This is a genomic window from Paracoccus aminovorans (genome assembly GCF_001546115.1).
GTDB lineage: Bacteria > Pseudomonadota > Alphaproteobacteria > Rhodobacterales > Rhodobacteraceae > Paracoccus > Paracoccus aminovorans_B.
In genome coordinates this window covers 673,986-695,334 of the sequence record NZ_KQ955209.1, presented here as the reverse complement: position 1 = coordinate 695,334, position 21,349 = coordinate 673,986, and the positions used below count along the sequence as shown (strand labels likewise).

Below are 21,349 nucleotides of genomic sequence, written 5' to 3'. Positions count from 1 at the left end.
CATGCCGCTGACCCCTCCCATCGTCGCAGACCTGACCTTCGCCAGTGTCGAGCCGATGCTGCGCGAGCGCATCCCCATCGTCGCGCCGGAATGGACCGACCACAACGCCTCGGACCCCGGCATCGCCATGATCCAGCTGTTCGCGCATCTCGCCGAACAGCTGGGCTATCGCCTGAACCGGGTGCCGGAAAAGACCTATGTCGAGTTCCTGAAGCTGGTCGGCGTGACGCTGGCACCGGCGCGCGCCGCCCGGACCCGCATCGCCTTCACGCTCGCCAAGCCCGGCGAGGCGCAGGGCGTGCTGGTCCCGGCCGGCAGCCGGATCAACGGCAAGGGCCCGGGCGGCGCGGCCCCGGTCTTCGAGACCGACCGCGACCTTGATGTCCTGCCGGCGCAGCTGGCCGCGCTGGTGACGGTGCGGGACGAGCTTCTGGACATCAACGGCCCCGGCGACGACGGCCCCAGCGCCCAGAACGCCGACCCGGTGGCCTATGTCGACGAGCGTTTCTCGCTGGCCTGGGACGGCAAGAAGCCCAAGCCGAAGGACATGCCGCTGCAACCGGTGGGCCTGTTCCTCAGGCCCGAGGAAGAGACGCATCGCGCGCTTTGCCTGGGCCTCGCCTTCAACCAGATCCGCTCCGCCGGTTTCCTGGGCGCGCGGGCCAGCCTGCATCTGCAACTCGACGGCGACGAAGAGGCCGACCCGGATTCGCAGGTCAAGGCGGGCGGCACCCCCCTGACCATCGCCAATGCGTTTTCCGCAGGGCCGCCGCTGGCGCGCTATGACTATTACCGCCCGCCGGCGATCGGCGAGACGGCGGGAAGCTGGCAGCCGCTGACCATCCTCTCGGACGATACCGACGGCTGGACCCGCTCGGGCACGATCCGCTTCGACGTGCCGGAACGGATCGGCCCGGTCCCGGCCGATGCCTGGGCCGATGTCGAAGCCGACATGCCGCACCCGCTGGTCGACCAGATCAAGACCCCGGTCGCCGGCACGCCGGCCGAGGTGCCGGTCAGCGGCTGGATCCGCGTCACCTTCGCGCTGCCGCCCAAGGTCCGCATCCGCGCGCTGGGCTTCAACACCATGACGGCGACGAACCTGCAGACCGTCATCGGCGAGCGGCTGGGCCGCGGCACCGGGCTTTCGGCGCAGGTGATGACGCTGGCGAACCAGAACCTCGACGCGGACAGCCTGCGGCTGGTCAGCCGCGACCCGAACCGCTCGCCGGAATACCTGCCCTGGCGGCGGGTGTCCGATTTCGACGCGGCCGGGCCGAACGACCCGGTCTATGTGCTGGATGCCGAGGCCGGGCTGGTGCTTTACGGCGACGGCCAGGCCGGGCGGCCGCCCTTCGCGACCGAGGTGATGGCGGCGGAGCGCTATCGCTACGGCGGCGGGCCGGAGGGCAATGTCGACACCGGCGCGGTGGCGCGTCCCGACGCCCTGCCACCCGCGCTTGACGGCGCCTTCAACGTCACGCCCGCGCGCGGCGGCCATGCCGCCGAGACCGTCGAGGAGGCCAAGCGCCGCGCCCCCGCCGCCTTCCGCCGCCGCGGCCGCGCCGTCACCGCCGCCGACTTCCGCGAGGCGGCGCTGGAATCGCCCGGCGTCGATGTCGCCCGGGCCGAGGTCGTCGCGCGCCACCTGCCCTATCCGCTTGGCCATCTGATCGACGGGCTGGCCGCCTCGGGCATCGACTTCGAGACCGAGACGCCCGGCGCCCTGACCGTGATCGCCGTCCCCGACCGGCCCGGCCCCTATCCGATGCCGACCGAGGGCGAGCTTGCCGCCATCGCCGCCCATCTCGACGGGCTGCGCCTGATCACCACCGAGCTGCATGTGAGCGGGCCGCAATATGTCCGGCTTTTCGACATGGCGATCACCGTGCTGGCCCTGCCGGGCTATTCCGAAACGGTGCTGCGCGAAGCCGTGATGGACCGGCTGCGCAGGCGTTTTCACGTCCTGACCGGCGGGCCGGACGGCAGCGGCTTTCCCTTCGGGGCGCGGCTGCATCACGCCGACCTGGTGGCCGAGGTGATGGCGGTGCCGGGCATCGCCCGGGTCGAGGGGCTGGACGGCTATGCCGACGGCAACACGCCCACGGGCGCGGCGCGGGCCCTGTCCTGGCGGGCCGAGCGGCGCCAGAAGGTGCGGATCACCAATTGCCCGCGCCCCGAGGTCGAGACCGACACCGACCGCATCATGCTGATGCCCGACGAATGCGTCTTCGTCGATCCCGACGGGCTGCTTGTCACCGTGGTGGGGGCGCCATGACCGGATCCCCCCTTGCCCGCCGGCTGCGCCCCGGCCTTGACCCGAACGGCAGCTTCTGGGCCATGCTGCGCTATCCGCAGGACTGGGCCGCGGCCGCGGGCCAGGGCGCGGCCTGGGATCCTGCCCGCGGCGGTCTGGCACTGGCGCCGCTGGCGCGGCCGGAACTCGCCGCCGACTGGTTGCCGCTTGCGCCGGTCGCGGGACCGGACGGGTTCCTCTACCGCTCGGACCCGGCGAGCGGGCGGGTTCTGCGCAAGGGACCCTGCGACGATGACTTCAGCCTGCCCCCCGGGTTTGGCGGCGAGGGCACCGCATCCGGCCGTTTCCGCACCCCGGCCGGCCTTGCCTTCGACGCGCGCGGGCGGCTCTATGTCGCCGACCCCGGCAATGCGCGGGTGCAGGTCATCGACCCGGCATCGGGCGCGGTCATCGCGATCCTCGACGCGGGGCTGCGGCTGCCGACCCTTGCCGCCATCGCAGCGGACGGCAGCATTTATGTCTCGGACGCCGGCACAAGGATGATCCACGTGTTTTCCCGGCGCTTCCAGCCCTGCGGAGCGCTGGCGCTCGCGACGCTGGGCCCGACCACGAACACGCCCTGGCCGGCCGAGCCGCCGCCGCGGCCGCTGGCGGTCACGGTGCTGGCCGACGGCACGCTGGCCGTCTTCGATCCGCTGCGCCCGATGCTCTGGCACATGCGCCGCGACGGCGCGCCGCTGCAGGCGCTCGGCTGGTTCGACGAGGCTGCCTTGCCCGCCGGCTGGTCCCCCACGCCGCGCCGGAACATGGCCGAGGCGGAGCTGATCCTGGGGCCGATCGACGGCGGCATCTACGACCTTGCCTGGCACCGGATCGAGATCGACGCCGACACGCCCCCCGGCACGACGATCGAGGTCCAGACCTTCGCCGCGAACGAACCCGAGGCGCCCCTGCGCGCCTGGGCGCCCGAACGGCCGATCCCGATGCCGCGCGCGCTGGCCGATGCGCGCGGCAAGGCGCTGGACCGGCTGGTGCTCTCGGACCGGGCGCTGTGGTCGCTCTGGCGGCTGGGGCGCATGGTCCGCGACCTGCCGGTGATCGCCAGCCTTGCGGGCAGCGGGCCGGTGAATGCCGCCACGCTGACCCTGCCGCGCGCCGCGGCGGCCCGGCTGCGCGCCGGCGACAGGCTGCGCCTGACGACCCCGGCCGGCGGCGAGGCCACGGCCGAGATCGCCGCCGTCGCCGCCGCCACCTGGACGGCGGCCGCGTGGGGCGACGCCGCCCTGCTCGCCGCGCCGCCGTCGCTGGCGCTGATCGAGCAGGACGGCCTTGCCCTGCCCTACGGCCCGCTCGACCTGTCCTTCCTCGGCGCAGCGCCCGCCCTGCTGCCGTCGCGCACCGACGGCAAGCCCGGCACGCTGGCGCTGCCGCCCGAACTGGCCGCCATCCTCGGCGCCGGCGATGTCATCGAGGCACGGGACGGCAAGGCCCGGGCCCGGATCGAACTGGTCGAACCGCTGGACGAGGCTGTGCAGGTCACCCTGACCGCACCCGTTGCCGGCGATTTTTCGACGGCGACCGTCAGCCTCGCGGCCACGCCTGGCCGGCTGATCCTGCGCGAAGCCCTGCCCCTCGACGGGCCGGTGCCGCCGGGCGCGACGGTCTCGGTCATCTCGGACGAGGGCGCGACGACCGTGGCCGCCGCCTGGGCCGATGCCGCGACCGGCACGCTGTTCCTGTCCGGGCCGCTGGAGGGCAACGTGACCGCGGCGAACTGGACCAACGCGCTTTTCCCCGAACCGGCGGCGACGGACCGCGGCCGCTACCTGTGGCTGCGCCTGCGGATGACCGGCCGCGGATTGCCGCCACCGGGCCGCGTCGGTCCGCCGACCGTGGCGACCGCCACGCCGGTGATCCGCGCGCTGCGCATCAGCGCGCCGCGCTACAGCCTGCTGGCCTGGCTGCCGCCACTTTTCGCCCAACGCGACGCGCAGGCCGAACCGCCCGGCGGCAATTTCCTGGAGCGGTTCCTGTCGCTCTTCGAGGACCAGTTCACCGAGGCCGAGGCCGGTTTCGAAAGCCTCTCGCGCCTGCTGAACCCGCGCGCCGCCGATGCCGACTGGCTGGCCTTTGTCGCGGGCTGGCTCGACCTGGCCTTCGACCCCTCCTGGCCCATCGAACGCCGCCGCCGGCTGGTCATCGAGGGCGCGAGCCTTCAGGCTGGACGCGGCACGCCGGCCGCGCTGCGCCGCTATCTCGAGATCTATACCGGCAACGCCGTCGGCATCGTCGAGGCGTTCCGCAACCGCCCGCCCGAGCCGATCCAGCTGGGCGCACGCGGCGCGCTGGGGGTGGCGCCCCTGGGCGTGGTCGCAGCCGCGCCGCTGGCGCATCGCTTTTCGGTCAGCGTCACGCTGCCCGGACGCGCGGACCGCCGGACCGAGCTGTCGGCGGTGCGCAAGATCATCGACGAGATGAAGCCCGCGCATACCGAATACACCCTGAAGACCGGCGGCGACCGCGCCGCGTGCATCGGCATGGGCGCGACCGTCGGCGCCATCGTCATTCCCGGCCCCGGCCGGACCAGACCCTGCACCTGCGACCCCGACGCGCCGCCCGGCGACCGTCCGCAGCCCGGCAAACTTGCCGGCGGCGGCTTCCGGCTGGGCGGCAGGCTGGGCGGCGGGCGCGTGACCGAATACCGACCGCAAGGAGGCGCAGATGTCCAAGTGGCGTGACCTGAACCGGACGCAGGACTGCGGCGAGGGGCATTGCGACCTTCCCGCCGGCTTCTTCCGGGTGAACTATTTCCACGGCAAGGAGATGCGGCTCGCCGATTATGTCGACGAGCAGCGATATCACGCCGGCAAGATGCGCTTTCACAATGCCAGGCTGCACGGGGCCGGCATCCTCTGCGGGCTCCGGCTGTCGGTGCTGGCGCCCGAGGGCACGATCCTGCGCATCGGCCGGGGCGCGGCCATCGACGCCTGCGGGCGCGAGATCCTGGTCGGCTTCGACCAATGCGTCGATGTCGCGGCCTGGTTCCGGCAGCAGGCCTACACGTTCCGCGACCAGGACGGCAATCCCTGCAAGCCGGACGAGACGAACCGGGTCGGGCTGTGCGTCGTCATGCGCCATGCCGAATGTGGCGGCGCCCCGGAACCGGTGCCGCCCGACCCCTGCGGCAGCCATGACGATTGCGGCTGCGGCTGCGGTGGCTCGGGGTCTTGCGGCAGCGCCGATCCCTGCGGACAGCAAGCCGAATTCGGCCGCATCACCGAGGAATTCGAGCTGCGGCTGATCTTCGCCGACGAGGCGAAGACGCTGGCCCGGCACCGGCTTTTCCCCACAGCCGAGGTGATCGACGCGGCCGTCGGCACGACCGGCGGCGCGACCGGCCTGCTGGCCGCGCTGGCCCCGCCGATCCGCGAGCGCTGTCCCGGCGGCGACGCGGAATGGCTGAACCTCGGCTGCTTCCACGTCACCGTCAAGGCCGACCAGCCCGAGGAGGTCGTCGCCATCGACGATATCGACTATGGCTGCGCCTCGCAGGTGCTGCTGTCGACCGAGGTGATCCAGTATCTTCTGGCCGGCCTCATCGCCGAGGTCGATCCCGACATGGGCGGGCCCGAGATCACCGCGATCAGCTTTCGCAAGCTCGACGCGCAGCGCCATCAATTCGCCCTGCATCTCAGCGGCCGGATCGACACCAAGACCCTGGACGACGAGGCCAGCTTCGGCCTGCGCCAGCTGACCGGGGACGGCTGGCTGCATCCGGCGGGCGAGGCAGTCAAGGCGAGCTATTCCGAGAAGATCCTGGGCGAGGCGCATCTCGACGGTCCGGCGATCTACATCGCCGTTGCCAGCAGTTTCCTGGCCGCGGGCGGCCGCTACCAGCTTTTTGCGCATGAGGACGCCGATCCGGTGGCCGATGCGCTGTTGCGGCGGCTGCGCCCGCGCCACCTGTCCTGGCGCTTCTGCCTTCGGCAGGAAAACCCGGGCGACGCGCTGACCATGCATCCGTTGGGAGGGTGACGCCATGGCCGAGACAGGACATATCCGCAACCAGGGCGGCGCACCCGATCCCGCCGCCGCGGCCGAGCGGCAGAAGGCCGAGGCCCGGATGGATGCCGGCCTGGACATGCTGAAGACCCTGGGCAGGGTGGCACTGGCCGGCGCATCGCTGGGCGGCAGGGCCGCGCTGGTCGGGTTGCGGGGCAGCATACCGCTGCTGGAGCTCTATTCCGGCACCACGCGCAAGGCGGAACAGGACCGCGATAGCGACGGCCAGGGGCTCGAGAAGCTGGGGTTTTCCCGCGGCGAGGCCGGCGTCCTGCGTCAGGCCTTCACCAAGGGCGTTCTTGAATCGCTCGAGATCAGTTCGATCACCCATCCGGTCTATGACGGCGCGCCGGCCTATCGCGCCTATAACGCCGACGGCGTCATGCAGCCGCCGCATATGGTGCATTTCCTGGCGCTGGCCGCGGCGGCCGCGGCGGTCTGGCGGCGGTGGGAGGCCTCGCAGGAGCCGCCGCCGCCCGAACCCGTTCCCGTCGTGACCATCCCCGCCAGCCAGACCGTCGCCTTCGTGGCCAAGGCCCCGGGCGAATACGAATATATCGCGGCCCCGCAGACCGCCTCGGACATCAGGAGATACGCCATGCGTCAGCGCAGTCTGAACCCGCCCCGGCTGGCGATGCTGGCCTCGTCCCGCGACCCGGGCTCGATCGTGCCGGCCGAAACGCGCATGCTTTCGGCGACATATCCGCTGTCGGCAAACCGGGCCTTGTCCAAGACCAGCGCCGCCCCGCAGTCCCGCACTGTGCCTGCATCGCAGCGCCAAACTTGCGGCTGCGGCTGCGGCGGCACGTCGCCCTGCGGCTGCGGCGGCCATGATGCCCGCGTCTTCCCGCCCGCGCGCTATGACGACGACGGGCGCTGCGTCGGCATCCTGACGATCTCATGCGAGACGCGCTGGCGCATCCGCGATTGCCTCAAGGGCTCGTTCTGCGACTTCCTGCGCTGCGTGGGCGACGAGCTTTGCAACCGCGAGGAAGGCCAGGACATCGACCTGCGCGAATGCCTCGAGGATTTCCTCTGTTCGTTCCTCGCCTGCCTGCCGGACGCGATCTGCCCGCCGCCCGAGCCCTGCGAGCCCTGCTGCCCGCCCCGGCCCGTCGAGTCCTGCCACTGCAACTTTGCCGTAGGGGAATGAGATCATGACCGGAACCAAGCATATCTTCACCCCCTGCGTTCCCGGTGCGCTTCCGGGCGGGCTGAGGCGGACCGAATTCTATGACGGCATGGTGCTGTCCGAACGCGACATGAAGCGCGAACAGTCCTATTGGCAGATGAAACGCCGGCTGACCAACCGCGCCCTGGGCAGCGGCGTGGTCTGGGGCCTGTCGGTGCATTGGGACGCCAATGCCCGGGCCTTCACCCTCTGCCCGGGCTACGGGCTCAGCTGCTGCGGCGACGATCTGGTCGTCGAATGCCCGGCAACCGTCAGCGAGCGCGAGCTTGTCGATATTTGCAGCGAGGAGTTCCGCGCGATCCTCAAGGCCGGCACCGGCCCCTGCGAGGACCCTTGCGAGCGCCCCGACGGGCCGATCGAGGCCTGCCTGATGCTGGAATATGTCGAATGCCCCGAGGATTCCCGCCGGGTGTTCGAGGACCCCTGCGCGACGCTGCCCGGCGGCTGCCGCCATGGCGCCATGCGCGAGACGGTGCGGCTGCGCCTGGTACCGCCGCCCTGCCCGTCCGAGCCCGGCGCCATCGAGCGCTTCTGCGCCCGGATCGGCAAGCTGCGCCAGATGCTCGCCGCCGCCGGACAGGCGGCGCCCGCGGAAGCGGAGCTCGCGGGCTGGGGACCGCCCTCGGTGATGATGGAGGTCCGGTTGCGCGACGCCGGCGGCAATGCGCTGGAAAACCGGCGCGAAAGGGTCGCGAGCATCGCCGAACGCTCGACCGACATCACCTTCCAGAACGCCGCCGCGCGCAGCATCGACATCACGCTGACCCCGCCCCTGGGCTATGGTTTCTTCAAGGTCCGCGACGAGGCCGGCGTGGAAACGCGGATCGAGACGCTGATGGAGCTGACGCTCTCCGAAAGCGACCTGGCGCAGAACGGCCGCATGGACCGCCGCCTGACCGTCGATCTGGCGCCGCTCGCCGGGGGTGCATCCTACACGCTCGACTACCATATCGCGGCGACCGGCGGGACCGCGATCGCCGTCTCGGCGCGGGTCGAGGCCGTCCGCGGGCCGGTGCGGGTCGCCGATTGCGGCACGCTGATGCGGGACTGGGCCTTCGGGCTTGATCCGGCTTGCGCGACGCGCACGCTGCTTCTGGCCGCGGTCTGGGGCTGGTTCCGCGGGTTGACCGGGACCGCGCCCTGCAACGACCCGCCCGACGAGCCGGACCGCACCCGCGCCGCCATCCCCGCGCTGGTGTCCTGGCTTGCCTGGCGCATCCTGTGGCGGATCGACGTTACCGATCCCAAGGCCGCGCAGGCCGAACGCTGTCTGCGCCAGCTCTTCGAGGAATGGTGCCGCGCGTTCAGCTATCGCGGCCCGCGCTGCTGCGACGATCACCACGGCATCCATCTTGGCCGCGTCACCCTTTCGCGCAAGGGCCGCATCCTGTGCTTCGACGAATGGAGCTGCCGCCGCCATGTCCTGACCGGGCCGCTGCTGACGCATTGGACCGGGCTTTTCGGCATCGCGCCGCTGGACGTCATGGCGACGCGGCTGGCCGGCTGGATCTGCTGCGTGGCGCGGACCCCGGACAGCCCGCTTGATCCGGTCCAGATGAAGGCGATCCAGGCGGCGCTCTGGACCGGCAACGAACTGCGCATCGGCGGTGGAGAGGTGCTTTCCCTGAAATCCCTGCTGGCGCCCGGCGGCGTCATGGACAGGTTCCAGCCCCCGGACGCCGCCCCGGCGCCCCCCGCGCCCGCGCCAGCCTTCTCGGCGCAGATCACCCGCCATCTCGAGGCGCGGCTGGATGCGACGCGGATCATGGCCCGGGCGCCGGCCATCGACATGATGCGCGAGATCCGGACCAGGTTGCCGCTGGCCGAGCTGAAGCCGCTGGGCGATGCCGCGCTGTTCGATGCCACGCTCGCCGCGCTTGGCCGGGCCCAGGTCGCCACGGTGGACGACCTTCTCGGCCGCGATCCCGAGGCGCTGGCCGAGCGGGTCCGGGCCGAATTCATCGAGGACGAAAGCCCCGAGGACGCGGCCGCCGCCGACAAGGCCGTGGGCCTGGTCTATACGGTCGCGCTGCGCACGCTCGAGGCGGTGGGCGATGCCGTGACGGCCGTTGCGGGCGAGCGTGCCGACGACGAACCCTTCACCCGCGCCGACCTGCGCGAAGCCGCGACCACCTCGGCCGTCCGCAGGGCGTTGAACGAACACCTGCGCGGGCGCGGCGTCAGCACCGCGGCGATCAGGGAGATCGCCGGCAGGGTCGCCGACCGGCGCTAGGCCATGGGCGCGCTGACCGTCGGCTCGCTTGCGCTTTCGTTGCACCTTCCCGACGGCGCGCAGCCCCGCGCCGGCGCGGTCCGGAAGGTCGTCGAGCGGCAGTTCCTGCCCGCCGTGCTGGATGCGCTGGCGGGCGAGCTCGACGCCGCCTATGGCGCGGCGGCCGTCATCCGCATCCGCAACCTGAGGCTGCGCCTGCGCATCGGCCCCGAGATCCGCGACGCCGCGGGACTCGCGCGGCAGATCGGCCAGGATCTCGCCGCCCATATCCGCGACATCGCCGTCGTCGCGCAGCCGCGCGCGGACCCGCTGCCCGCCGAGGCCGAGGTGCGGATCTGGCCGACGCCGGGCGCCTGGCACGGTGCCGCGCTGATCGCCGCGCTGCGGCACGCGCCGGGCCCCGAGGGCCGCATCGACACCCTGCCCGCCCTGGCCGGGAAACTGCTGGACGAGCCGGCCGAGGTGGCGGCCGAAACACTGGTCCACTGTGCCGAGGCGGGCGTCCTGGACGCGGTGATTTCGGGCCTGCCGCCGCCCGTGCTGCATAGGCTCGCCGCCCGCTGCGCGGCGGCTTTGCCGGCAGCCATCCGCGCCAAGATCCTGGCTGTCGTGGAACGGACAGGCACGCCGCATCCGGGACATCAAGCCGACGCCGACCCCGCGCAGGATCCGCCCGCGTATCAGCAGCCGACCGAACATGCTGAGCCCACGCGGCCTTTGCGCGACGGAATGCCGCCGCAGCAGCACTCCGAAGATCATGCGCCGATCCTTGCGCGCCCGCCCGGCAGCGCACCGCATCCCGACGCGAGCCCCGGGCCATCCATGGCGACCAATCCCTCAGCCGCGCGGGCCGCAGAGATTCCTGTCCCGCACCGGCCCGCAGACCCTCCCGCCCCGCACTCCGAGGAATCGGTCCCGACCCGCCGGACCATCCCGGACCGAGACACCACGCCGCTGCCCGAGCGGACCCACACCGAAGCGGAAGCGCCCTCTGCCGCCCTGCCGACCTGCTGGGGCGGCCTCGCCTATCTCGTGACCTTGGCGATGCGCCTGGGCATGCCCGAGGCGCTGTGGCGCATCGGCGTGGCCGAGGGCGCGGCGCTGTCGGCCATGCTCGCCACCATCAGCGGGGCGCCGGACGATCCCACCTCGGCTGCGCTGGCGCCCGAGTTTCCGCGCCGCCCCGCGCCGCTTGGCCCGGTCCCGGACTGGGCGCGGCACGAATTCTGCGCGACCGTCACCGCCGCCGCCCGCGCATTGGCCGGAGCCGATGTGCCCCCCCGGATCGAGACCTGCCGCGCCGCCCTGGCCGAGGACGGCGCCTGGCACCTGCCCGAATGGGGCGCGGCGGTGCTGATCGCCACGCTGGAGAGCCTGATCGGCCGGCCGCTCGATGCGCCGGCGTTGACGGAACTGCTGGGCATCGCCGGCGAGATTGAGATCGGACCCCGCCTGATCCGGGTCCGGCTGCCGCCCGAGGCGGTCGACTTCGACATCCGCCGCGCCGGGCTGGACGCCGACCCCGGCCTTCTGCCCTGGCTCGACAAGCGGCTGGTCGTCGCATTCGGCTCGGCCGAGGAGGACTGGGCAGGATGACCCGCAGCTTCGCCCCGCCCGCCGCAAAAACCGCGCCGCCCGCCCCGGCACCGCGCCGCCAGACGCCTGCGCGCCGCGGCACGTCCACTCTCGTGCCGGACGAGGATCGCTGGACCGAACTGTCGATCATCCTGCTGGACATGCTCGAAGCCACCAGCCGCGGCTCGGCCGCGGGCCAGCGCGACCCGCCCGCAAAGCCGCCGCCGGAGGTGCCGCCGCCGACCGGCGACGCTGCCGACACAGCGACCGATCCGCTGGGCACGCCCCGCCCGCCCGCCGCCCCGCCCGGCGGCTCGGACGCGGCGCTGCTGAAGGGCGAGGACAAGCCGCGCGCGACCGGGCCGGTGCCGATGCCCGCATTCCCCCAGGGCGGCACGCCCCTGCCCGAGGCCGCGCCGCCGACCGCCCCGCCCGAGGCCGCGCCGAAACCCGCAGGCGCGCCGCCCGCCCCCGCATCGGGCGAAGCCGAGGGGCCGTCGCCCGGCGCCATCGTCCGGCGTTGGCAGGGGCAGGTCCGCGCTACTGGCGCCGCGATCCCGCCGCCCGACGTCAAGGTGCCGCAGGAGGGCGCGGCCCGGCTGGCAAAACTCGGGGCCGGCGCGCAAAAGCGCAATGCGGCGGCGCGCGACGGGATGACCAGAGACGCCATCGAGACCGTGCCGAAGCCGCCCGAGATCGACACCACCCCGCCCGCCCCGCCGCCACCGAACCCGGTTCCCGAGCACACGCAGAAGGTGCTCGCCGCCTCGGGCAAGCATCTGCCGGACCAGCAGTCGATTGCGCTGAACGCCTCGCCCGAGCGCGAGATCGAGGGGCAGAAGATCGGCGGCACCATGCCACCGCTGGGCGTCCGCCCGGTCGATCCCGACCTGTTCCAGGTTCTCATCACCCCCGCGGCCAAGACGCTGGCCCAGCTTCCGCCGGGCGCCTCGGCCGAGGACGTCAAGAACCAGAAGGAGACGCCGGAACAGCGGCGCGTGCGGATGGCGCTGGAAACGCTGACCCGGACCGGCGACGCGCCCGACCGCAAGGGGCGCGGCCCCCAGGTCATCGCCCCCGACATCGGCCCGTTCAAGGCCGAGGGCACCACGCCCGAGAACCGCGCCAGGATCGGCGAACTGGTGGCGCGGCTGATGGCGAACACCCGTGCCAGCGCCACCGACATCCTGGTCCGCCTGCGCAAGAACGCCTTTGCGCGCGAGGCGCTGTTCAAGAACTTTCCCGATATCGGCGCCGAGATGCTGGACGGGCTCGAGACCGCCCTGACCGGCGATCTGAGGGATATCGCCGATGCCGCCGGGATCAGCGGCGCCGAGCTTGACGAGATGGTCGCCAAGCGCCGCAAGGAACTGGACGAGGCCAAGACCAAGGCCGCCGCCACCGTCGGCAAGCAGGCCGAGGAGACCAGGAAGACTGTCGCCGAGGAGGGGCAGAAGACCTCGGACGCCATCGCCGGCGCAGCCGAGGCGGCCGAGGAGGAGACGCTGCGCCGCCAGACCGCCGTCGCGGGCGAGAACGACCCCGGCGTCGTCCATGCCCGCCGCGACCGGATCGTCGCCTGGTTCCGCGAGCATGTCACCACGCAGATCACCCATTACCAGCGCGCCGGCGACAAGCGGCAGGCCGAGCTGACCACGGCGCGGGGCGAGCAGCAGGATGCCTATCGCACGCTGGCGCAACGCGAAATCTACCAGGTGATGACGCCGGCTCCGCCGCGCGCCGAGCGCAACCAGGCCGACAGACCGCGCGAACAGGCCCTGGCCGATATGTCGGTGCAGATCCGGCTGTGGTCGGACCAGCAGATCAAGGCGGCGACCGAGCATTTCCGCAAGGCGCTGGCCTTGGCCGCCGCCACCACGGACAGCAATCGCAAGGCGATCGAGGGCGCGGGCTCGGCCGGGATCGAGGCCGCGCGGCACTGGGCCGAGGAGAAGATCCTGGCCGGCAAGAGCTGGTGGGAGCGTTTCGTCGCCCGCATCCGGCGCTGGCTGAGCCAGGCCAAGGACGTCAACGAGCAATGGCGCGTGCGGCGCGGCCGCGAGAACGCCAAGGCCATTGCCGACGACCTGCTGGGCGCCGAGCTGGCCGCCAAGGCGCTGGCCAAGGAGGTCGACCAGAACACCGCGCAGCAGATCAACCAGATGACCGACGCCCAGAAGGCGGCGTTCGGCACCTTCTACAACAAGGCCAAGGGCAAGCATCCGCTGGACTTCGCCGCCGACCGGCTGAGCGACAACCTGACCCGCGACCATCAGGCCGGGGCGAATGAGAAGTTCGAGGCCGCGCTGATCGCGATGCCGGTCTCGGGCGGGGACCATGCCACGGCCAACAAGCTGAACGATGTCGCGCGCACGCAGGGCGCCGGCTTCGATGCGGCGCGGATCGCGCAGAACGTCCACGCGGCGATGGACCAATGGGGCACGGACGAGCAGCGCATCTATGACAGCCTGCGCTCGATGACCGCGCTGCAGGGCGCGGTGGTGCGCAAGATGTACCGGGCCATCTTCGACAGCGATCTCGACAGCGACCTCGAAAGCGAGATGGGCGGCGAGGAACTGGACCAGGCCATGGCCGAGCTGGAAGGCAAGCAGGCCAAGGCCGACGCCATCGCGCTGCACGACGCCATGGCCGGGCTCGGCACCGATGAGGCCACGATCATGCGCACGCTGCGCAACAAGTCCGAGGCCGAGCGCGAGGCGATCCGCGCCGAATACCTGCGCATGTATGGCGTCTCGCTGGACGCGGACCTGAAGGACGACCTGTCGGACGGCAACGAGATCGCCCAGGCCAACGCGCTGCTGGCGGGCGACAACGAACTGGCCGATGCCATCGAGTTCGACGAGGCGATGCGCGGCGGCATCATCAGCACCGGCACCGACGAGAAGCGCATCGAAGAGGTGCAGAACCGGGTGCGGACCGAGGTTCTGGCCATGGCGAAGGGCCAGAACTGGGCCTCGGAGGAGATGGAGGCCGAGGTCCGCCGGCGCCTGGCGCTGATCGAGAAGAAGTTCGGCGAGCGCTATGCCGATGTCGAGCAATACAATGCCCCCGGCCTGGAAGGCACGACCGTGCTGCGCCGCGCCTTCAAGTCCGAGCTGAGCGGGGCCGAGCTGGACCTTGCCAATGCGCTGCAGGACAACGACCTGATCAAGGCCGATGCCGCCCGGATCGAGATCGAGCGCACCGGCTTCTATGCCTCGGACGACCGCATCAACGCGGTGCTGCGCTCGCAATACGAACGCGCGCTGGAAGCGCGGCGGCTGGACGAGGGGCCGGCGCGCAACATGCGGGTCCGGCGGCTGGTGGACGAGCTGCGCCACAAGCCCGGCGTCAGCGAGGAAGAGATCTCGCGCCAGCGCATGGCGCTGGAGCGCCGGATGGAGAAGGAAATCCAGGACGGCGCCCAGCAGGACAGCCGCCTGTCGATGGACAGCCTGAAGCAGGTCTATCAGGACAAGTATTTCTGGCCGCTGGAATATGTCGTCGAAGTCAACATGTCGGGCGAGGACCGCAACAAGGCCCGCAACATGCTGGAACAGGGCGGCCGCCTGGACCCCCTGCAAGAGATCGAATACGCCACCCGCACCGCCGGCACCGACGAGGAGGTGGTGCGCCGCGTGGTCGGCAGCATGACCAAGGCCGAGCTGGACGTGCTGGCCGCGCAATGGGAAAAGCGCCACCCCGGCAAGAAATTCCGCGACATGCTGGTCGACGAGCTGGACGGCCGCGACCTGTCGGACGTGCTCGACATGTACGACCATGGCAAGCCGACCAGCGCGCTGGAGGCGATCGCCCAGGAAGAACGCCGGGTCGACCGCGAGGCGAACCAGCTGACCGGCGTCCTGGGCGGCGCCGCGGCGGGGCACGAGGCGGCGTGGATGCAGTCCGAGCTGGGCCGCCTGCAAGAGTTGAAGGCGGGCCTGCTGCGAACCAACTGGCCCGACACCGACGAGGCCCGCGAGGAGCGCGCGCAGCTGGGCGAGGAACTCGACTTCCGCGTCGAGCGGGTGCAGGCGGCGGTCGAGGATCACCGCCGCCGCATCGACAGCGTCACCGACATGGCCTCCCAGATCGTCGGGATCGTCGTCGGGCTGGTGGTGGCGGCGCTGATCACCGTGGCCACGGCCGGCACCGCGGGGCCGATCATGGTGGCGGTGCTCGCCTCGCTCTATGCCACCGTTGCGACGATGGCGACGAAACTGCTGATCAAGGGCGGCGCCTATGGCACGCAGGACTTCGCCATCGACGCGGCGGTCGGCGTGGTCGATGCGGCGATGTCGGCCGCGACCGCCGGCATGGGCACCAAGATCCTGGGACCGATCAAGAGCCTGGTGCGCGGCACCAGGCTGCCCGCGCTTGCCGGCCGGATCGGCAGGACGGGCCTGGCGCAGCGGCTGGCCGGTCTGGAAGGCAGCGGCCTGGTCGCCCGCGCCGGTCGCGCCATCGCGCCCACCCGCGAGGGGGTCGAGCGCGCGGTCGCCCGCTTCGCCGCCGAGGGGATCGAGGATGCGGCCTCCTCGCTGCCCTCGACCGTGATCCAGACCATGGCCGACGACAATATGTGGAAGGGCGATCCGCTGGCGAATTTCCTGACCGGCACCGGCATGGGGCTTTTGCAATCGGTGGCGATGAGCCGCACGCTGGATCTTTCCATGACGGCGGGTGGCGGGCTGTTCCGCATGGGCCATTCCGCGCTGTTCGAGCCGGGCAATATCGGGCGCGTGCGCGAGCTGAACCGGATCATCGGCGACCATTTCGAGGCGTTCCGGCACGAGAATCCCGACGCCTCGATGGCCGATTTCCTGGCCTCGCCGCAGGGCCGCAAGGCCAGGGCCGAGATCGAGCAGAGCGGCCTGATGCAGGAAATCCGCGCCTCGGTCGAGGCGGCCGAGGCAGCCGCGCGCCGGCCCGCCGCTGCCGGGCCAGAGATGGCGCGACCCGCGGGCGGCCCGGAGGCGGAAGCCCGCCCGGACACGGACGCGCCGCGCGTCGAGGCGATGCGGGCGGTGCTGCCCGAGGTGATCCGCCAGGGCACATTCGTCACCCCCGACCCCGACCTGCCGGGGCGGTCCGTCCATGTCGAGCCGCTGCGCATCGGCAACCGCATCGTCGGCGTGGATGTCCGGGTCGGGCCGGGGGCGACGGCGCTGGACGTGGCGCTGCACGCCGGGACGATCCATGCGATGCAGAAATACATGGGGGTGCTAGGCAATGTCCGCCGGGTCCTGCACGACCTGATCCACGGCGCCAATGCCACCGGCCTGACCGTCGGCTCGCGCGGCTGGGAGGCGCAGCTTGAGCTGGCCAAGCTGCCGGCGATCATCCACGAGCGCATGGACGCGCTGGCCAGGGCCGGCTCGTCCGCGGACGCGGCCCTGCGGGCGCAGGCCGAGGTGCGCTGGCTGGACGCCCAGCTTCTGCGCCACCGGCTGATCCTTGCGGACCCCCGCCTGGCGGCGCAGCAGGGGCGCGGTTTCGTCGCGGCCGAAGATGCGGGCGATGCCGAAGCAGAGGAAGCAGCCAAGAAATTGCTGAAAGGCAATTTGCCGGAAAGAGTGAATCCCAGGGCGGTGGACACGCTTTTCGCGATTGCCCGACACGCCGACCAGGAGGCGGTGGTCAATTTTCTGGCCAGCCTGCGGCAACGCAACGCGGAATTCGCGCAGCGCGCGGCCAGCGCGGTCGACCAGGTTAGGGGCACGAAATTCGCCGAACTGTTGCAGGCCAGGGCGGCTGACCTCGACGCGCGCGCCAAAAGCCGGCAGGACCAGCTGGACCGCCTGCGGGCCGAACAGCTGCCCGAGCGCGTCAGACGTTTCATCGAGACCATGGCGAGGGTCGCGGACACGGGCCCCGAGCAGACCACCCGCATGTTCGACGAAACGCTGGACTGGATAACCAACCCACCCAGACCCGCGGCCGGCGACGATGCCGGCCGAAGCCTCGCGCTGTTCGAGTGGCGCAAGGCGGAAATCGACGCCATGCACGAGATGACCGAACTGCTCGGCAAGATCATGGCCGATCCGGATCTGGCGCTCAGGTTCGTGGACGCGGATGCCTCTCGGGCGGGCATTCCCGAATTTGACCGCTACGACGCGCTTCAGGCCAGGCTGGCGAAAATCCAGGAATTCAACGCGGCCCTGGACGAGGCCATGGCCGATGTCCGGGCCGGAAGACTGTCGCTGGACCAGGTGAAAGCCGGCGAGGTGCCACGCCTGCGCGACGCGCTTGCAGGGCTGGATGGGCAAGGCCCCGAGAAGGCCCGGACCCTGCTCCAGCACCTGCCCTTCAGCGAGGGATTGCATGGCCGGCGGCCCGCGTCGCGCGAGACGAAATGGATCGCCAGGGGCGAAATCGAAGCCCCCGGAACCTCCGACAGGCTGGAAGGCATGTTCGAGCGCAGCATCCTTCAGCAAAACATCGAGGCCATGGAACAAGTGCGCCAGTTCATCAGCGCGTTCAAACCCGACCTGGTTCTGGGGGTCGAGCGTGGCGGCGCGTTCCTGATCGAATCGCTCGGACCCGGCTTACCGACCAGGACGGTTCCCAAGGCACCGGACCTGAAGGGACGCAAGAAGCCCCTGGGCGAATTCGAACAGCCCAAACCGGAAGGGTTCGAGGGCGTCCAGGGCCAGCGCGGCCCCCATCTGGTCAAGGCCATCATGGACGCCATCGGCGACGGGTCGCAAGACTCCTATCGCTTCGTCGTCGTCGATGTCATCATGGGCGGCGGCGGCATCGCCGACATCAGGCGCAACGTCTTCGACAAGGTGATGGAGCGCCTGCCCGAGCATGTCCGGTCAAAGGTCAGGTTCGAAAGCATCTGGCTGCGCGAGCAGCACGGCTTCGAGCGCAGCGATCTTGCGCCCGAGGTGAGCAATCTGCTGGGGTTCCTGAATGTTGCGGACGATCCGGGTCCGATCATGGCCAGGCTGCGCGATGCTGCGCATCAGTCGCCCGAAGTCTTCCGCGATGCGGTCATGGACTTTGCGCTGAATACGCTGCCCGACGATCTGACGGGCAGCCAGACTCCGATCAATCAGATCCGGTCCTGGCTGGCCAGCTGGCAGAGGCTGACCGACCCCGAGGCACTGGCGGTCCTGCGCGACATCTTCCGCGCCGATCCCAGGCAGCGGGCGTATCTGCTGGGCGACGGCCTCGAGGCGCTGGGGCCATTCGAAGCCAAGTTCCTTCAGCAAGGGGTCAACGTCACCGAGCGCATCATTCCGGTGCGCCTGGCCGCGGGCGACGACATGAAGATGGTGATGGAACCGGGCACCAGTTCCGACCCCATCGTCATCGTCGACATCAAGACCGGCCGCTCTCTTGTCCTGCCGCTGGGGACGGCGGACCCCGTGACGAACGAAACGCTCACCTCGCAGCGCGCCATCGTCGCGGCCTTGCTGCAAGGCCATTTCAAGCTAGATTGGTAAAGACCGATGCCCAGCCCGCCCCCCGTCCCGGACCCGACGACCCCGCAGGTGCTGACGCGCGCCCTGGATTGGGACGCGGTCGTCCTGCGCCTGCGGGCCGCGGGCTGGTCGCCGCTGGATCCGCCGGTCGATCCGGGGCCGGTCGCATGGCGCAGCGGCGGCGCGACGCTGTGGCTGCTGCGCGACCTTGCGACCCGCAACCTCGTCCTGCGCCAAGGCCGGGGCGGCTTCGTGCCGGACGGCCTTGCCCTCATGCCGCCCGACGAGATCATCGGCCTTGCCCGCTCGGCGGATGCCCTGGAGCGGCTGGCGGCCCTGCAAGCGGCCGAGGGTGCCGATCCGCATATCGCCGCGGTCTGCGCCCTGGCGCTGGTCGCGGATCCGGAGCCGGTGATCGCCGAGCAGGCCTTGGCCCTGCTCGACCGGCTTGGCGCGGGTTCGCTGCCCACGCATTCGGCTGCCGCGCTGTTCGCGCTTCCCGGCTGGCGCCGGGAGAAGCTCCAGATCATGCGCTGGTGGATGCGCGACCGCCCGGCCGACCCGGCGCGGGTCGAAGGCGCGCTGGTCCGCGCACTGGCCGACCCCGATTGGGAGATCGCCGTCACCGCGATGCTGGCCGCCGGCAGCTTGCGCCTGGCCCCTCTTGCCGGCGCCGTCGCCCGCATCCGCCTGCCCGAGACGAAATCCGAGGGCGTGACCCATGACGAGGCGCGCATGATCCTCGCGCTGCGCGACGCCGTGCTGACCCGCCTTGGCGGGCCGCCAGGCAAGGCGCTTCCGCCCGGCGTCGAGGCGGTACTGGACGACGATCCCGACCGCCTGCCGCCGGGCCTGCGCGACACGGCCGCGGCGCTGAGCCAGCCGCTGCCGGGAGGCACCCCGCCGCAACCGGCGCCCGGCGTGATCCTCGGTCCCGCCGGGCCGGCCCTTGCCGATGGCACCCTGCTGACCTGGGTGCCGCCGGGCAGCTACCGGCTGGGCACCTCGCTGGCGCCGCGCGGCACCGTGCCGAACCCGCCGCATCGGGTGAGGCTTGAGCGCGGCTTCTATATCGACAGCCTGCCGCGCCCCGCCGTTCCCCTGACCGCCGCACAGGCCGAGGCGCGGCGGCTGGGTGGACGCCTGCCGACGCCCGACCAATGGGAAATGGCCGCGCGCGGCGCCGACGGCCGGCGATATCCCTGGGGCATGAATGCCGCAAAGCCCGTCGACCTGTCGCCCCTGGGTCTGTCCGGTCTGATCCACGGCCCCGGCGAATGGCTGGACCCCGGCCCCGGCAAGCCGCCCCTGATCGCCGGCGGCGCGGCATCGCCGGTGCCGGCCAACCGGCGGCCTGCCCTGGCGTCAGAATCTCGAAGCCACCGGTTGATCTTCGTGTTATGATATTTCCCTGTGATTGATTGCACTGCCCATGGCGTCCTCCTGAACAGGAGATTACTTGGTATGGATCGGTTCTCGTTACTGCTTTGCATTGAACATCGCATTTACCGGGAGGGGCTTCAGAAAGCGCTCTCCGACCGTTCGGAAATCCACGCCATCCTGGCATGCGACGGTCCGGGCTGCATGGATGGCGGCGCGCTGGAACGGGTGGATACCGTGCTTGTCGATGTGCGTGCCAGCCAGTCCGGCGACCCGGCGGCAGGCGTCCGGGCGGCCTTCGCCGTCGCCCGGGGCAAGCCGGTCGTGGCGCTGGGGCTGGACCGGGACGAATGTGCGCTGCTGGCCTCGGTCGAGGCCGGGGCGGCGGCCTGCGTCACCGTGGACCAGTCGATCGACGACCTGGTGACCATCATCCAGGCCACGCTGCGGGGCGATCTGGTCTGCCCGCCCCGGATCAGCCGGTTGCTGCAGGAACACCTTCTGCAGATCTCGCTGCGCGAACGCGAGGTGCAGCGGCTGACCAAGCTTTCAAGCCGCGAATACCAGATCCTGTCGCTTCTGACCGACAGCCTGTCGAACAAGCTGATCGCGCGCCAGCTCGGCCTCGAGGTGCCGACCATCAAGAACCATGTCCACAACATCATCGTGAAGCTGAACGTGCAGAACCGGGTCGAAGCGGCGGCGATGCTGCGCGGCGCCGGCGAGGCGATGGCGGCGAAATAGCGCCGGATCAGGCATGGACCGGCCCGAGGCGCGGCGTGGCGCATGGGCAGTTCGGCACAGGTCGGCGTCCTGCGCGATGCGCTGGACGGATGACCAGGCTTTGCCCGATGGCCTCTGCCGTGGGTCGTGGCGCATGTTTCGAGTTCGATGGCCGCCGCCGGTTCAGGTCCATCAGGCGGATCCACGACCCGGCCGCGGCCCTGGGGCGCCACCATTGGCGTTCCTGGTGATCCGATCCCGGCCAGATCGCGCCGGATCATGAGGCCAGAGCGCAGGGGGTCGGCCTGACTGGCTTTGAATTGTCTTGGGTTTATGGGCAACTCACCGGCGAGCACGGTTGGCCGGTGGCGGCAATGGCGCGATGCACATGCGGCCTCTGGCAAGATGCGATCCTGTTCCGGTCTGGCGGCTATACCGTCAGCGCCGCGCAGCCCGGTATCGATGAATCGGGGCAATGCTGCCAGCGAACCGAA

At 71.2% G+C, this 21,349-nt stretch carries 9 protein-coding genes; all 9 read left to right on the top strand.

Translation table 11 applies throughout. The features are described from left to right. Position 1 precedes the first annotated feature (1 nt). The 9 genes from ASV56_RS15095 (at position 2) to ASV56_RS15055 (ending at position 20,876) form a co-directional block, all read left to right on the top strand. Entirely contained in the window at positions 2–2,278 is a 2,277-nt protein-coding gene (locus tag ASV56_RS15095) for a putative baseplate assembly protein (protein ID WP_062562838.1), read from the top strand. Continuing rightward, positions 2,275–4,995 carry a phage tail protein gene (locus tag ASV56_RS15090; protein ID WP_062562837.1) on the top strand — a complete coding sequence of 907 codons (2,721 nt, stop codon included), beginning with the start codon at positions 2,275–2,277 and terminating at the stop codon, positions 4,993–4,995. The genes ASV56_RS15095 and ASV56_RS15090 overlap by 4 nt, the downstream gene beginning before the upstream one ends. Beyond that, entirely contained in the window at positions 4,979–6,292 is a 1,314-nt protein-coding gene (locus ASV56_RS15085; protein WP_062562836.1) for a hypothetical protein, read from the top strand. The genes ASV56_RS15090 and ASV56_RS15085 overlap by 17 nt, the downstream gene beginning before the upstream one ends. A 4-nt stretch (positions 6,293–6,296) precedes the next feature. Continuing rightward, positions 6,297–7,472 carry a hypothetical protein gene (locus tag ASV56_RS15080; protein WP_062562835.1) on the top strand — a complete coding sequence of 392 codons (1,176 nt, stop codon included), beginning with the start codon at positions 6,297–6,299 and terminating at the stop codon, positions 7,470–7,472. A gap of 4 nt (positions 7,473–7,476) precedes the next feature. Further along, positions 7,477–9,744, top strand: a complete 2,268-nt coding sequence (locus ASV56_RS15075; protein WP_062562834.1) for a hypothetical protein — start codon at positions 7,477–7,479, stop codon at positions 9,742–9,744. Positions 9,745–9,747: 3 nt separating this feature from the next. Then, positions 9,748–11,340, top strand: coding sequence for a hypothetical protein (locus ASV56_RS23665; protein ID WP_062562833.1), 1,593 nt, complete (start codon positions 9,748–9,750; stop codon positions 11,338–11,340). Beyond that, positions 11,337–18,773, top strand: coding sequence for an annexin (locus ASV56_RS15065; protein WP_062562832.1), 7,437 nt, complete (start codon positions 11,337–11,339; stop codon positions 18,771–18,773). The genes ASV56_RS23665 and ASV56_RS15065 overlap by 4 nt, the downstream gene beginning before the upstream one ends. 6 nt (positions 18,774–18,779) lie before the next feature. Further along, entirely contained in the window at positions 18,780–20,156 is a 1,377-nt protein-coding gene (locus ASV56_RS24175) for an SUMF1/EgtB/PvdO family nonheme iron enzyme (RefSeq protein ID WP_062562831.1), read from the top strand. 180 nt (positions 20,157–20,336) lie between these two features. Further along, a complete protein-coding gene (locus ASV56_RS15055; protein ID WP_172823778.1) occupies positions 20,337–20,876 on the top strand; it encodes a LuxR C-terminal-related transcriptional regulator in 540 nt (179 codons plus the stop codon). The last annotated feature ends 473 nt before the right edge of the window (positions 20,877–21,349 follow it).

What these genes read in the sequence shown, in the direction of transcription:
- ASV56_RS15090 (WP_062562837.1), top strand. Translation starts at nt 2,275, where the DNA reads ATGACCGGATCCCCCCTTGCCCGCCGGCTGCGCCCCGGCCTTGACCCG.
- ASV56_RS15085 (WP_062562836.1), top strand. Translation starts at nt 4,979, where the DNA reads ATGTCCAAGTGGCGTGACCTGAACCGGACGCAGGACTGCGGCGAGGGG.
- ASV56_RS15075 (WP_062562834.1), top strand. Translation starts at nt 7,477, where the DNA reads ATGACCGGAACCAAGCATATCTTCACCCCCTGCGTTCCCGGTGCGCTT.
- ASV56_RS24175 (WP_062562831.1), top strand. Translation starts at nt 18,780, where the DNA reads ATGCCCAGCCCGCCCCCCGTCCCGGACCCGACGACCCCGCAGGTGCTG.
- ASV56_RS15065 (WP_062562832.1), top strand. Translation starts at nt 11,337, where the DNA reads ATGACCCGCAGCTTCGCCCCGCCCGCCGCAAAAACCGCGCCGCCCGCC.
- ASV56_RS15095 (WP_062562838.1), top strand. Translation starts at nt 2, where the DNA reads ATGCCGCTGACCCCTCCCATCGTCGCAGACCTGACCTTCGCCAGTGTC.
- ASV56_RS15055 (WP_172823778.1), top strand. Translation starts at nt 20,337, where the DNA reads ATGGATGGCGGCGCGCTGGAACGGGTGGATACCGTGCTTGTCGATGTG.
- ASV56_RS15080 (WP_062562835.1), top strand. Translation starts at nt 6,297, where the DNA reads ATGGCCGAGACAGGACATATCCGCAACCAGGGCGGCGCACCCGATCCC.
- ASV56_RS23665 (WP_062562833.1), top strand. Translation starts at nt 9,748, where the DNA reads ATGGGCGCGCTGACCGTCGGCTCGCTTGCGCTTTCGTTGCACCTTCCC.